Source organism: Phyllobacterium bourgognense, from assembly GCF_003337575.1.
Lineage (GTDB): Bacteria > Pseudomonadota > Alphaproteobacteria > Rhizobiales > Rhizobiaceae > Phyllobacterium > Phyllobacterium bourgognense.
In genome coordinates, this window is sequence record NZ_QPJM01000011.1 from 161132 (window position 1) to 175740 (window position 14609).

13 protein-coding genes and 1 pseudogene are annotated in these 14609 nt (G+C 57.3%); 11 read left to right on the forward strand and 3 right to left on the reverse strand.

The annotated features are described in order from the left end of the window. Positions 1-343 precede the first annotated feature (343 nt). Entirely contained in the window at positions 344-901 is a 558-nt protein-coding gene (locus C7476_RS18705; RefSeq protein WP_181872510.1) for a flavodoxin domain-containing protein, read from the forward strand. A gap of 250 nt (positions 902-1151) precedes the next feature. Here C7476_RS18705 and C7476_RS18715 read toward each other — a convergent pair whose 3' ends face one another. Continuing rightward, entirely contained in the window at positions 1152-3716 is a 2565-nt protein-coding gene (locus C7476_RS18715) for a cation-translocating P-type ATPase (RefSeq protein WP_114431386.1), read from the reverse strand. A 23-nt stretch (positions 3717-3739) separates the two neighbouring features. Next, the gene (locus C7476_RS18720) at positions 3740-4570 is read right to left on the reverse strand and encodes a universal stress protein (protein WP_114431387.1); all 831 of its coding nucleotides are present in this window, start codon (positions 4568-4570) and stop codon (positions 3740-3742) included. A 134-nt stretch (positions 4571-4704) separates the two neighbouring features. Here C7476_RS18720 and C7476_RS18725 point away from each other — a divergent pair, with 134 nt between their 5' ends. The 10 genes and pseudogenes from C7476_RS18725 to ccoS form a co-directional block, all read left to right on the forward strand. Next, positions 4705-5091 carry a hypothetical protein gene (locus tag C7476_RS18725; RefSeq protein WP_114431388.1) on the forward strand — a complete coding sequence of 129 codons (387 nt, stop codon included), beginning with the start codon at positions 4705-4707 and terminating at the stop codon, positions 5089-5091. A gap of 44 nt (positions 5092-5135) precedes the next feature. After that, positions 5136-5954, forward strand: coding sequence for a universal stress protein (locus C7476_RS18730; protein WP_114431389.1), 819 nt, complete (start codon positions 5136-5138; stop codon positions 5952-5954). Positions 5955-6609: 655 nt separating this feature from the next. After that, positions 6610-8268 carry a cytochrome-c oxidase, cbb3-type subunit I gene (gene ccoN, locus C7476_RS18735; protein ID WP_181872511.1) on the forward strand — a complete coding sequence of 553 codons (1659 nt, stop codon included), beginning with the start codon at positions 6610-6612 and terminating at the stop codon, positions 8266-8268. A gap of 3 nt (positions 8269-8271) precedes the next feature. Continuing rightward, a complete protein-coding gene (ccoO, locus tag C7476_RS18740) occupies positions 8272-9003 on the forward strand; it encodes a cytochrome-c oxidase, cbb3-type subunit II (protein WP_114431391.1) in 732 nt (243 codons plus the stop codon). 1 nt (position 9004) lies between these two features. Beyond that, complete coding sequence (locus C7476_RS18745; RefSeq protein WP_114431392.1) at positions 9005-9178, forward strand: cbb3-type cytochrome c oxidase subunit 3; 174 nt, start codon at positions 9005-9007, stop codon at positions 9176-9178. After that, on the forward strand, positions 9169-10074 hold the full coding sequence (gene ccoP, locus C7476_RS18750; protein ID WP_114431393.1) for a cytochrome-c oxidase, cbb3-type subunit III: 906 nt from the start codon (positions 9169-9171) through the stop codon (positions 10072-10074). Before C7476_RS18745 ends, ccoP begins: the two co-directional genes overlap by 10 nt. Next, a complete protein-coding gene (locus C7476_RS18755; RefSeq protein WP_114431394.1) occupies positions 10071-10259 on the forward strand; it encodes a hypothetical protein in 189 nt (62 codons plus the stop codon). The genes ccoP and C7476_RS18755 overlap by 4 nt, the downstream gene beginning before the upstream one ends. Positions 10260-10300: 41 nt before the next feature. Continuing rightward, positions 10301-11089, forward strand: a complete 789-nt coding sequence (locus C7476_RS18760) for a DUF2189 domain-containing protein (RefSeq protein WP_114431409.1) — start codon at positions 10301-10303, stop codon at positions 11087-11089. Between the two features lie 4 nt (positions 11090-11093). Continuing rightward, on the forward strand, positions 11094-13355 hold the full coding sequence (locus C7476_RS18765) for a cation-translocating P-type ATPase (protein WP_114431395.1): 2262 nt from the start codon (positions 11094-11096) through the stop codon (positions 13353-13355). A gap of 10 nt (positions 13356-13365) precedes the next feature. Then, a pseudogene (ccoS, locus tag C7476_RS28785) lies at positions 13366-13503 on the forward strand (cbb3-type cytochrome oxidase assembly protein CcoS); the annotation flags it as partial. Positions 13504-13859: 356 nt separating this feature from the next. Here the strand turns inward: ccoS and C7476_RS18775 are convergent. After that, positions 13860-14609: AMP-binding enzyme (locus C7476_RS18775; protein ID WP_147274684.1), on the reverse strand; the 750-nt coding region annotated here is incomplete at its 5' end.

Here is a 14609-nt window from a genome sequence, read left to right on the forward strand (position 1 = left end):
TCTCGACAACAACGTTGACGCACGGGTTTTCGATCGGCACAGCATCGCAACTCTCGTTCAATGCACCTTCGGACCGCGCCCAACCGCTTCATAAACCGCTCTTTTTCAGATGCATTTGCGGCCGCACATTGGAACGACGCTTCTGTCCGAGGTTGCGTTCTCCGGGAAATCACTCGCAGCCCAGGCTGCCCGCTCGACACCACTTCGTTTTCCGGCTGCGCTTCACGCGTCCCCCCGAGTTTTATTGATGCGCATCGATGCGGGCGGTTCCCGTATCGCCGAGAATTGCAGTATCCGGGAAATAAATTCCGGATGATCAATGCAAGGCAAGGAGGACTCCGTCATGAATTTCCTGGTGCTTTATTCCACGATTGAGGGTCAGACCCGAAAGATCGCCGAAGCGGTTGCCAGCCACCTGGAGACGCAAGGCCACATGGTCATGCTGACCGAGGCAAACCAGGTCGGATGTGCGGATCCAGGCACGAGCGACGGCGCGATCCTGTGCGCGCCTATTCATATTGGTCGCTATCCGTCTCCATTTGTCCACTATGTCCATGATTGGGGTACGGTTCTCAACGACATGCCGTCAGCCTTCATTTCCGTGTCGCTCTCCATTGCAAGTGCCGATGAGGAGGAAAAGACCGAGGCGAGAAATTATCCGGTCAGGCTTACGGATGAGACGGGATGGAAGCCTCGATTTGTCCTACACTGTGCGGGCGCACTCAAGTATACGGAGTACGACTTTTTCAAGCGCTGGATGCTCAAGCGCATCGCATCGGCCGAGGGCGGACCGATTGACACAAAACACGATTACGAGCTGACCAATTGGACTGAGATCAAGCGCTTTGTCGACGACTTCTCGCAGGCCCTCGTCAAAGTACGCGATTTGGCGGGCGAGTAATGGCGATGTTTGGCTGGTTCGTTCGCGTGCTGTTGATTGTCGCCGGGTGATCACCGGATGGTTCGTGGCGCGCGACGCTACAAACTTTGGGGTCCTGCAGATGTTTGTGATGCTCGCCCTGATCACGATCTGCGTCGCAGCATTGGCCTTCTGGCCCACGCTCTTGTCGTGGTTCAGAGGCCAACGGTAGGGTTTCGAACAAGAAAGTTTCCCATCATCGGCTGCAACGCTGCCGCAGCCAATCTTCCTCCTAGCCGATAATTCGTCGGACACCAGGTAGAAACTTCACCACATCGAACGGCAACACTGCAACCACTCCGGCTCCTGCAGCGAGCGCGGCCTGTCCGATTTCGGGCCTGGTAAATCCGAATAGTTCGGCCAGATTGGGTTGGACAATGCAAATTGAAACCACCGACACCGCGATCGCCGCGGCGATCCAGAATGTCATTCGACCGCGTTCAAATGTGTGGACAATGACCGCCTCGCGGCTGCTGTTTACCAAGGCCAGCGACAAGTTCCCAGCCGTTACGGCAATGAAAGCCGCAGTTCGGGCTGTTTCGACCGATGCATCCTGCAGCAACAGTCCATGGTAAAGCGCAAGGCACACGACGAGGAGCACGCTACCCTGGAGAAGGCCAAAGACAATCTGAGGAATGCCTGCAAGCGGATCTTCGACCGATCGCGGCGGCCGTACCATAATATCTCGCTCAGCCGGCGTGCGTTCAAAAACAATCGAACACATCGGATCGATGATCATCTCGATCACCACGACATGCGCCGGAAAGAAAAGCGGCGGCATGCCGGCAATTAGCGGCACCAACGCCAAGCCTGCAATGGGGACATGGATCGCGGCAATATAAATCATTACCTTCCGCAGATTGTCGAAGATGCGCCTTCCCATCTTGACTGCGCTGACGATGCGTCCAAAATCTTCGTCGAGCAGCACGATCCCCGCCGCTTCGCGGGCGACGTCGGTGCCGCGCTGCCCCATTGCAATGCCTATGTGCGCCGCCTTGAGTGCCGGCGCATCGTTGACCCCGTCGCCTGTCATGGCGACGATCTCACCCTGGTGCTTGAGAGCTTCGACAATTCGCAGCTTCTGCTCGGGCATGATGCGGGCAAATACATTTGAGCAAGAAACCAGCCGTTTCATCTCTGCATCATCCGCACGTTCGAGTTCGTCGCCAGTGACAGCGCCGTCTCTGGTGTCAACGCCGGCAGCAGAGGCGATCGCCAATGCCGTCGCTGGATAATCACCCGTGATCATTTTAACTGAGATGCCCGCACGGAATGCTTCACTCACTGCCGCAGGCACCGTTGTGCGCAAAGGATCCTCGAAGCCAACCAGTCCGGCAAAGGTAAAATCGAAGTCGTGTTGTGATTCAGGCAAATCAACCCGCGTCGTCGTGCCGATGCCAACGCCGAGGACGCGCAAGCCTTTTTCGGCCATGGCCTGAACATGTTCCATGATCCTCGCTGCTTTTTCATCTGTGAGATGACACAGGTCAGTGATGGCCTCCGGTGCGCCCTTGCAGGCAACTGCAAAATGCCCGGCGTCATCCTTCCAGGCGAGAGACATTGCCAATAGTTCCGGCTTGAGACCGTACTCGCGTACCATCGGCCAATCCATCCTTGGATACTCTCCGGCCCGAGACACCAGTCCTGCAACCGCCCTGTCCATCGGATCGATGGATGCGTGCCGGGTCGCGAGCCAAGCGGCATTGACGAGCGGTTGGAAGGCGTACGGTAAGTCACCTAAGTCTGGCTCAACTTCGAGTTGGTCGGTCAAGATGTCGAGGTGCCGGACACGCATGCGGTTTTCGGTGAGCGTCCCGGTCTTATCCACGCAAAGAACGGTCGCGGCTCCAAGGGTTTCGATGACGGCCGGCCGGCGGGCCAGGACCTTGATACGTGCCAGCCGCCATGCGCCGATGGCCAGAAAGATTGTCAAAACGACCGGGAATTCTTCCGGCAGCATGCCCATGGCAAGCGCGATGCCGGAGAGGACGCCCTGCAGCCAGTCCTCGCGGTAGACACCGTAGAAGACGACCAAAGCGCAGCACACGATCGCGGCCAGTCCTCCGAAAAGCCGAACGATACGGTTCACCGAGATCTGGAGCCGGGTTCGTTCCACGACGATCGAGGCCAACGAAACACCGATCCGTCCCGCACGGGTTCGTGATCCGGTATCCAATACAGTCGCCGCTCCATGGCCCTTGACGACAAGCGTTCCGGAATAGACGAATGGCTGATCATCGCCTCCAGGCACACCAGCCAACTGACCGCCATCGCCTGCACGCTTGCGGACGGGAACACTCTCCCCCGTCAAGAGTGATTCATCGACAACCAACCCTGAGTTGCTTATTAACATCCCGTCGGCTGGAACGCGTTCCCCTTCATCGAGCAGCATCAGGTCTCCTGTCACGACTTCGTTCGCTGCGATGGTGCACTCCTTGCCGTCGCGGAAGACCCGCGCCGTGGGTGCGCCCAGCATCCGCAGCGCCGCAAGCGCGTTTTCGCTTCGCTGCTGCTGATAAAAGATGAGCCCGATGGTGAGGACAGCAAAGCCAGCCAGCAGGAGACCTTCCGCAAGATCGCCAATCAAGAGATAAAGCGCTGCCGCCACAACGAGGAGCAACAACATCGGTTCGGTCAAAATTTCTCTCGCGATAGCGAACACCGATCTGCTGGCGTCTTCCGGGATAGTGTTGGGGCCATATTTGTCAAGTTGACGCTTCGCCTCGGCACTGGTCAGCCCCGCATGCGTTTGGCTTGAAGATATCCGTGAGCGGGCAATGGGTTGCAGCATGTTCATCTCGTCACCTTGGTAAGAAACCGTCAGCGCATCATGAAAACGGGAATTGGCGATGTTTCGATCATGGTCCTGGTTACGCCCCCAAAGAGCCGCTCGCGCAGGCGCGAGTGTCCGTATGCCCCCATAACGATCATGTCGGCGGAGATTTCGCTCGCATGCTGTTTCAAAACGTCTGCGACTGACATGCCGCACGTGCGCAACCGATCAATCTTCACCTTTATGCCATGTCTGGCCAGGTAGGCGGCAATGTTTGCTCGTGGACTGCCATCTGACACGTCGTTTGAATCGCCATCGACTATCGCGACGTGGGCGTCCACGGCGGTTGCCATGACATTGACGGCTTCACGCGCAGCACGCACAGCCTCGATCCGCCCGTCCCAAGCAAGCATGACGTTGTGCGGACGCAAGGTGGTACGCGCGCCTGTCGGCACGACCAAGATCGGCCTTCCGGAATAGAACAGAGCTCCGCTTAATGCAGGGGTTTTGAGCGCAGGCTGGTGCAGAAGGTCTGGACCGATAATGGTGACGTCCGAAAATCGCGCACGCTGCCCAATGATTTCCTCCGCCCATTCCCTTTCGCAATAGTAACTGTCGACGTCAGCCTTGAGACCAGCAGTTTGGACAAGCGACATGATTTGCTTTTCGCGCTTCTTCATCGCGGCAATATCTGCCTCGCGCTCCAGCAACCATGCTCCGGAAACCACAACCCCATAACCACCGATCGGAGTAGGTGCAAGCGACACGATGAGGACACTCAGATGCGCGTCCTGTTCCTTGCAGAGGTGGATGGCATTCAAAATGTCGCGATCACACTGATCTATCCCGATGACACTAAACACGCTCCTGCACGACATGGCAGCTGTCCTTGTTTGAGGAACCATATATCCAAGCCTTGAGCCTAGGCCGGAGCATTGCAGGGCTCCTTGCGCTGGATCAAAGCGCGCCGAAAATTTGTTCGATAGATTCCACACCAACAAGGAGATTTGCGATGGTCAAATTGACAGAACTGACTTCCAAATTCCGCCATGTGCGGCTGGTGTTGGCACGCGGGAAAGGTCATCCTGAGGGCGATTCCCACGAAGGCTATGATTTGCTGGTGCCTCTTGACGAGTACGGACAGCTTGACGCCGTGGAATGGAAAGAAAACCAGAGCCTGTGCCGCGTCCGCCGCTTTCGCCCCAAGGGCGAGGACTTAATTGGCAGGCTGCGAAGGAAACCCGGCGGTCAATGGTATTTCGACTACGCGCAAGGCTGGTCCGACGACGAACTTGCCTTTCATTTGAGCGACGAACGCTTTGTCCAGGGCGAATATCTCTCCATCGGCAAAGGCGACGCCATGCGTCCCTACCGGATCACCCTGGTGGAAAAGCCATAGGTCATCCGGCGCGACAAGAACCCATATTTTTGAAGGTGACAGCGATGTCCTACAGAACAATACTCGCCAATCTCAACATCGACGGTCCGGTTGCGCCGCTCATGGACTACGCGATCAATCTCGCTGCTCGATTCAACTCCCATCTGGTCGGCTTTGCGGCTGCCGTCCCTTCTGCTCCAATGGCATGGCCCGAAGGTATGGTGACCGATGGCGAGATGGCTCACGAGCGCGAAGAAATCGAGCTCCGGATGAAAATTTTGCGCCGTGAGTTTGAAAGCCATGCAGGAACCAACGTCTCGCGCGAATGGCGGGGCGGTGTCGCCAATCCGACCAGGCTCATTATTGAAATGTCGAGGGTGGCCGACCTGATCGTCACGGGGTGCGAAGACGATCTGACCCTCGGTCATCCCGAGCGCTTCATCAATTTGGGCAATCTCGTGCTGCAAGCTGGTCGGCCCGTCCTCGTTGCGGCAAAGGGCGCGAGGCGCATTTTTACCAATACCGCCCTGATTGCGTGGAAGGACACCCGCGAAGCGCGCCGCGCTGTTGTCGATGCCCTTCCGTTGTTGTGCCAAGCCAGCGAGGTGGTGGTCGTGACGGTCGACCGGGGCGCGGACATTCTCACTCAGGAAAGCATCGACGACGTTTGCGCATTCCTTCGCCGTCATGGCGTGACCGCACAAAGCGAGATCATCAAGGACAGACACGAAGGTGAAAGCCTTCTTCGTTTCGCCAAGCACATGGATGCGGAACTCGTCGTCTCAGGCGCGTACGGCCACAGCAGGGTACGGGAATTGGTTTTTGGCGGCGTCACGCGTTCCCTCCTCGCAGAAGACAGTTTCAGTCGATTCCTGTCGAGCTGAACGTCGACCGTGTCATCAGGCTCGCTCAGATTGAGCGTTGCCAGCATGAGACTTTGATCTGATGGATGGTGTGAAATTGAACATCCGAATTCTTTTGCACAATGTCAGCATCTTCTTGTTCTCGCTGCGTATAAGCCCTTCGATCTGTTTCACCCCGTCCGCTCTTGCAAAATTGATCAGTGGACGAAGCAACCAAGGCCCTGCCCCTGCAAGTCCGTTCTGACGAGGACCGCGTATTCTGCGATTCATGATCCGGATCGGAGTTGGGTCGAGCTATCCCGGCCAGTTCCCCGCCAGGTTTGTTCAATGCCACGAACGCCGTCATAGTCATACGATGCCACGATGCATTGGTTCTTCTCTGGCACACACGCTTCTCCGACGCGAGACGCGGCAAGAGTACACATCATTTGAGCACGGAACCCCGAAACAGGATGTCCCAACCGTTCCGGTCCGTGGTTAGCCGCTGAAGAATCCGCGTAAGGCTCATCAATGGCTGCCGGCAATATAAGTCCGGGCATCTTTGACATGGATCAAAGAAGAGATTGGGCGGCAAGCTACAGTGCTCTCGACGGATTCTACAAAGGACGCTGCCGATTGGACCAATCACAGACAAACCAATCAATGCGACGGCTTTTATTAACACGGGGCAATCGAAGTGATTTCACAATTAACTGGGAATGAGCGTGTTCTAGCAGCGTTGACGTTCCTTATCCTTCTTTGTGTTGGCGTGGCGATGGCCGCTGCCGGGCGCGATGATCTGATCGGGACGCACGGCTGGATCATCGCAGTCAGCGCAATAGCAGGTGCCGTGGCGCTGCTGCGCGCCTACGACGCGCCCGAGCCTTCGGCAACGCGGCTCTCCGAGTATTACGACGACCCCAGCAAGGTCGGTATCATCCTGACGTTAATCTGGGGGGTGATCGGCATGCTCGTCGGCGTATGGGTCGCGGCCCTGCTTGCCTGGCCCGAACTGACAATTGACGCCGCGTGGGCAAGCTTCGGTCGTCTGCGCCCGGTCCACACCAGTGGCGTGATTTTCGGTTTCGGCGGCAACGCTCTGATCGCGACATCCTTTCACGTTCTGCAAAGAACAACCCGCGCACGCCTGCCGGATCAGTTCAGTCCATGGTTTGTGCTGTTCGGCTATAACCTGTTTTGCGTGTTGGCCGCGAGCGGCTATCTCATGGGCATAACCCAATCGAAGGAGTATGCCGAGCCGGAATGGTATGCCGACATCTGGCTGGTCGTGGTCTGGGTCGTCTATTTCTCAATCTACATTCGCACCCTTCTGCGCCGCAAGGAACCGCATATCTACGTGGCCAATTGGTACTACATGGCCTTCATCCTGGTCGTCGCCCTCCTGCACATCATCAACAACCTCGCCGTTCCCATCTCTTTCGGACACGCCAAAAGCTATTCGCTGTTCTCCGGCGTGCAGGATGCCATGACGCAGTGGTGGTACGGCCACAACGCCGTGGCCTTCTTCCTGACGGCAGGTTTCCTTGGGATGATGTATTACTACCTCCCCAAGCGTGCGGGCCGTCCGATCTATTCCTACAGAACTTCGATCATCAGCTTCTGGGGCATCACCTTCATGTATATGTGGGCGGGTTCGCACCACCTCCATTACACGGCCCTCCCCCACTGGGTTCAGAGCCTTGGCATGGCGTTCTCGGTGGTCCTGCTCGTTCCGTCCTGGGCATCGGCCGGAAATGCGCTGCTGACGCTCAACGGAGCCTGGCACAAGGTGCGTGACGATGCGGTACTTCGTTTCATGATGCTGGCTGCGATCTTCTACGGCCTTGCGACGTTCGAGGGCTCCTTCATGGCCATTCGCGCCGTCAATTCCCTCTCCCATTATACCGACTGGACCATCGGCCACGTCCATGCCGGCGCTTTAGGTTGGGTTGCTATGATCACCTACGGCTCGCTCTATGCTCTTACCCCCTGGTTATGGAAGCGCCCCGCACTTTATTCGGCGAAGCTGGTCGAATGGCACTTCTGGCTCGCCCTGTCCGGAACGGTTGTCTATGTCTTCGCGATGTGGAATTCCGGCGTGATCCAAGGTCTCATGTGGCGGACCTACAACGACAGCGGCACTTTGAGCTATTCCTTTGTCGACTCGCTTGTCGCCATGCATCCCTACTACATCGCGCGCGCATTCGGTGGCCTGCTGTTCCTGTCGGGCGCGGTGATCGCTCTTTACAACATCGTCATGACGATCCGGTCGCCTGTAGCTGTCGCATCGGAATCTGCCTCGGACATTCCCTTGGGACTTGAGCCTGCGGCACCAATCGCCCAGGCCGGAGAATAGAAAATGTTCAATTTTCACTATCGGCTTGAACGCAATGCGATCGGCTTCGTCCTTGCCATTATCGTTGTCGCCAGCATCGGCGGCTTCATCGAAATCGCCCCACTGTTCACGATCGACGAGACCGTCGAAAAAGCGCCTGACATGCGCGTCTACACGCCGCTCGAGGTCGCCGGCCGCAACATCTACATCCGGGAAGGTTGTTATGCCTGCCATTCCCAGATGATCCGCACGTTGCGCGACGAGGTGGAACGATACGGTCCATATTCACTGGCGGTAGAGTCGAAATATGATCATCCCATGCTGTGGGGCTCGAAGCGAACGGGACCAGATCTCGCCCGCGTGGGGGGAAAATATTCCAACGACTGGATGACTGCACACCTCAACAACCCGCGTGACGTGGTTCCGGAATCCAACATGCCGGCCTATCGCTGGCTGCTGCGCAACCAGTTGGAGACGGCTGACCTTGGCGAACACCTCGCTGCATTGCGGGCGGTGGGCGTGCCTTACACCGATGACATGATCGCCAATGCGCCGAAGGACGCCGTCGGCCAGGCCAACCCGGACACGGATTTGGCCACCGGCGTTACCGAGCGATACGGCGAGAAGACGGATGTGAGCCTGTTCGACGGCAATCAGGGCTCCGTCACCGAAATGGATGCGCTGGTGGCCTACCTTCAGGTGCTCGGACACCTGACGGGCGCCGCCCATACCACGCCGCAAAACGAGGTGGAGTGAAATGACGATCGATCATGAAATGCTGACGGGCTTTTCCAAATCATTCGGACTGTTCTACCTGATCGCCATGTCGATCGGTGTGCTGGTCTACACCTACTGGCCGTCGAACAAGAAGCCTTTTGAACATGCTGCGAAAGCGGTGGTATCCGACGAAGAGGATAGGCCATGTCTGTAGGCGAACGTGATCCATTCACTGGCCATCAAACGACCGGGCATGAATGGAACGGCATCAAGGAACTGAACACGCCCGTCCCCAAACCTGTGTATTTTTTTCTCATCACCATGGGTGTCTTCGCGCTGGGCTGGACCCTTCTGATGCCGAGCTGGCCGTACGGGACCGGGTATTTCAAAGGGCTGCTCGGCGTTGACCAGAAGCAGGCGGTTGCCAGATCGATCGAGGAAGCCACTGCACAACGCGCGAGCTGGATGATCCGGATCGAAAAGGAAGATCTCGCACAAATCCAGTCCGACACCGACCTGATGCGCACTGTCCGCGAGGACGGGCGCACGCTGTTCGGCGACAACTGCGCGGCCTGCCATGGGGCGAACGCAAGGGGCAACAAGGGATTCCCCAACATCGCGGAGTCGCCCATGCTGTGGGGCGACAATCCCCAAACGGTGTTGCAGACTGTGACAGCCGGCATCAATGGTGCCGATCCCAACACACGGGTTTCTCAAATGCTTGCCTTTGGCCGCGATGGGATGTTGACGCAGGAACAGGTCTCGCAGCTGGCTGGCTTTGTGACGTCGCTTTCCGACGCCGCCACAATTACCGACACAAACAAGGAAGATATTGCGAAGGGAAAAGACCTCTTCGCCACCAATTGCGTCGCCTGTCATGGCAAAGACGCCAAAGGCTTGGTCGAGAGCGGTGCTCCTAACCTTACCGACCAATATTGGATTTACGGAGGAAGCCGCGGCGACATCTACCAAACCATTTTTTCCGGGCGCCAGGGCCACATGCCGAGCTGGGGTGCACGTCTCACGCCTGCGCAGATCAAGATCATTACGCTTTATCTTCTCGATTTAAGGAAAAACGAAGCTGGGACGACTGCAGGAGGCGCGTCATGAACATCACCATCGCACCGCCAAAGCGCTGGATATTTCTCGTGGTCGCTTTGGGATTGAGTGTGGTCATCCTGGCGAACATTCACCTGGTTTACGTTGCATTTCAGTCGCGTCCCGACTGCGTCGACCACCTGAAGGTCAAAGGCCAGCAGAACGGCACGTACCGCGCGGCGGATTCGGCATGTTGAGTAAAGTCCGCTCCGCCATGCGACACAGCGAAAGGCTTCCGATGAGAATTCCAGAAACTGTTCCGCCTCTTCCAAAGGCAGTCGACCGCAACAGACATCTTTCGCCCAGCCAAGCGTTCACCTGGTTTGCGCAAGGCTGGCACGATCTGTGGACGGTCCCGTTTCCCAGTCTTGTCTATGGCACTGGCGTAGCCATCATTTCGCTCGCCATCGCTGCCGGAATTCTCTTCTACGGGCTGGACTTTGCGCTCTTTCCGGCGCTGGCGGGCTTCCTGGTGGTCGGCCCGGCGCTTGCCACAGGTCTCTATGTCAAAAGCCGACGCCTGTCCAAGGGGTCGCCCGTCACGCTGGCCGCAATGTTGATTCCTGAGCGCGGCACCAGCCAGCACGTCCTGTTCGTCGGGGCGGTGCTGTTGGGACTGATGCTGCTGTGGATGCGCGCTGCCGTGCTTTTGTATGCGCTGTTCTTTGGTTGGAAGCCATTCCCGGGCATGGATCATATCCTCCCCATGCTATTCGGCACGCCGATCGGTGTGGCGATGCTGGTGATCGGCATAGTCATCGGCGGCATCTTCGCCGCGTTCGCCTTTGCCATCAGCGTTTTCTCCATCCCCATGGTGCTGGACAAGAAATTCGACGCGTTTACTGCCATGGGAACGAGCATGTCGATCGTCTGGAACAATTTGCCAGTGATGCTGCTGTGGGGCGCCATTGTGCTGAGCCTTACCGTGATCGCCTTGGTTTCAGGAATGATCGGCTTCGTCATTATTTTCCCATTGCTCGGTCATGCGACCTGGCATGCCTACGTAACGATGCGGGATCCGGATTAGCGATATGACCTGCTGTACGCCCGCAACCACAATTGTCTCGGCCGATGCCTTTCGCCCTTCAACCCCGTCGGCCGAAGAATTCAGACTGGCAAGCCGGAGCATTGGCGACGGCATCCTGCAGACGGAAATCTCAGTCCCCTCGATCCACTGCGGCGGCTGCATCAACAAGATCGAGCGGGGACTGGCAAAGCTTGACGGCGTGCAGAACGTGCGGGTCAATCTGTCGAGCAAACGTTTGGCGCTGCGCTGGTCGGACCAGGGAACTCCTCCCGATGCGATCGGCGTGCTTAAGCAGCTTGGCTATGATGGACATCTCTTCGATCCAACCGAAGCCGCCAAGCCTGACGGCGAACTTCCAAGGATGCTCCGGGCCCTGGCGGTTGCGGCATTTGCCTCCATGAACATCATGTCCTTGTCAGTTTCCGTCTGGGCTGGTGCAGAAGGTTCCACCCGAAACATCCTTCATTGGATTTGTGCCAGCATAGCGCTGCCCGCGCTTATCTATTCCGGACGGGTGTTTTATCAATCGGCCTGGCGCGCGCTCCGGCACGGACAAACCAATATGGACGTGCCGATTTCCATCGGGATTGCCGCGGCCTTTGCGCTGAGCCTCTATGACACCTATCATGGCTACGAGCACGCCTATTTCGACGCCGCAACATCATTGGTTTTCTTCCTGCTGATCGGGCGTACGCTGGATTACGTGATGCGCGAGCGGACACGGACGGCAGTAAAAGGACTTGCACAACTATCGCCTCGGGGTGCGATGACGATCAACACTGACGGCGAATATGAGTATCTTCCGTTGAAAGAAATCAGACCGGGAATGCGTCTGTTGATTACAGCCGGCGAACGCGTTCCTGTCGATTGCGCAGTTGAGCGCGGTATCTCCGACATAGACTTCTCGCTCGTAACCGGCGAAAGCGCCCCACGCCAAGTCGAATCGGGTGCAGCCCTGCAGGCCGGAACATTGAATATCACCGGGTCGCTGGTGGTTGTTGCCACAGCTGTTCCCGATGATTCATTTCTCGCCGAAATGATACGGCTGATGGAAGCCGCCGAATCCGGCAAGTCGGTTTATCGGCGTATTGCCGACCGTGCCTCCCGTCTTTACGCGCCGGCGGTTCACTTGACGTCGTTCCTCAGCTTCGTGGGCTGGATGATTTTTCAAGGCGATGTGCATCAGGCCGCGACAGTCGCCATTGCTGTTTTGATCATCACCTGCCCTTGCGCACTCGGTCTTGCGGTGCCGATGGTCCAGGTGATGGCCGCACGCCGGCTCTTCGAAAGCAGGATCATGGTCAAAGACGGATCGGCTATGGAACGCCTCAATGAGATCGACACCGTCGTCTTCGACAAGACGGGGACGCTCACGCTGGGGCAAATGCAGGTCAGCAATATCGACGAGATTGATCCCAGGGCCCTCTCGATGGCCGCAGGGCTTGCTTCCCATTCACGCCATCCGAGCGCACAGGCAATTCACGCGGCCGCACCACACGCAGCGGCCCACTCCGGGTCTCACTTTGGCCAGGTACAGGAATTTCCGGGGCTCGGATTGGAAGGCATTTCTCAAGGCAAGGTCTATCGGCTCGGGCGAGCGGCATTCGCCCGTAAGGACGATGGGGGACAAATTCCGGCCGAAACGGTGTTTTCTTGCGATGGGCGCAAGCTCGCGTCGTTCGTTTTCTCCGACAGGCTCCGACCAGGCGCGCATTCCCTCGTCGAGAAATTACGTCAGGCCGGAATTGCCGTCGAGGTATTATCCGGCGACAGCGAACCCGCGGTGCGTGAAATTGCCGATCAGCTGGGCATTCCGAATTACACGGCGGGCATCCTGCCGGGCGGGAAGCTTGAACGGATAAAAATGCTGACAAAGCAGGGCCGGAAGGTCTTGATGGTCGGTGACGGCTTAAATGACGCGCCCGCTCTCATGGCAGCGCATGTTTCCATGGCCCCTGCAACCGCCGCGGACGTTGGTCGCAACAATGCCGACTTTGTCTTTCTTCAAGACAGCCTCGAAACCGTGTTTCTTGCCTATGGGATCGCACGGGATGCAGGTAAATTGATCCGGCAGAATTTCGTGATCGCCATCGGCTACAATGTCGTGGCGCTGCCTGTCGCAATTCTAGGTCACGCAACTCCCTTTGTCGCGGCGATTGCCATGTCCCTGTCATCCATACTGGTTGTAGCCAACGCCCTGAGGCTCAAGAGCGAACCGATCGAGAGAAAAGATAATCCATCAAAACTTGAGTTACAGTTGGGGTGAATTAGGCAAAATGAGCGAGTTCTTCTACTTGATTCCCATATCCCTGGCACTGGGTTTGACGGGTCTGGTTCTGTTTCTTTGGTCGCTCAAGAACGGTCAGTATGAAGACTTGGACGGCGCATCCGAACGCATTCTCTATGACGACGACAAACCTTCCGAGTCTCATCTTGAATGGAAAAATGGTGTGGTAGCGAGTCCCGCTCGAGACAAAATTGCCAAACCCATGGTCTTCCCAGACGGCGGAGTTGAGGGCGATGGGAAGGTTCATAGCATCGATGCACATGCTGCTAGACGGACAATCTCCGTCATCGTTCGCGATAAATTGTAGAAGGCTGGTACCGGCGGCGTGATGACGCGACCCATTTCGGTGATCCTCGACGATGAAACTGAACTAGTGCTGTACGACGAACTGATTACTCGCCCGTCGAAGAGATCAGAGAAGTTCTGATGATCGGTAATTCCCATTAAAACACAGTCGATGCATAGTCTCGCAGCCCCTCGTGCTCAAGATCTCTTGTTCTGCCTGTTGGCGATCAGATCGTCGACGACAGCCGGATCGGCAAGCGTCGATGTATCGCCGAGCGCGCCGAAGTCGTCCTCGGCGATCTTGCGCAGGATGCGGCGCATGATCTTGCCCGAGCGCGTTTTGGGCAGGCCGGGCGAGAACTGTATCTTGTCGGGCGAGGCAATCGGGCCGATTTCCTTGCGCACATGCGCAACGAGATCCTTGCGCAGCGCGTCAGTCCCCTCAAGGCCGGCCATCAGCGTGACGTAGCAATAAATGCCCTGGCCTTTCAGATCGTGCGGGTAACCGACGACGGCGGCTTCCGAGACCGTATCGTGGGAGACAAGCGCGGATTCCACTTCCGCCGTACCCATGCGATGGCCCGAGACATTGAGCACGTCATCGACGCGGCCGGTGATCCAGTAATAGCCATCCTTGTCGCGGCGGCAGCCATCGCCGGTAAAGTACTTGCCCTTGTAGGTGGCAAAATAGGTCTCGATGAAACGCTTGTGATCGCCATAGACCGTGCGCATCTGGCCGGGCCATGAATCGGTGATGCACAGATTGCCGTCAGCAGCACCTTCAAGCACATTGCCCTCATTGTCGACCAGCTCCGGCTGCACTCCAAAGAATGGCCGCGTGGCCGAACCCGGTTTCAGCGCCGTTGCGCCAGGCAGCGGTGTAATCAGTATGCCGCCGGTCTCCGTCTGCCACCATGTATCAACGATTGGAGAGCGCTTGTCGCCGAC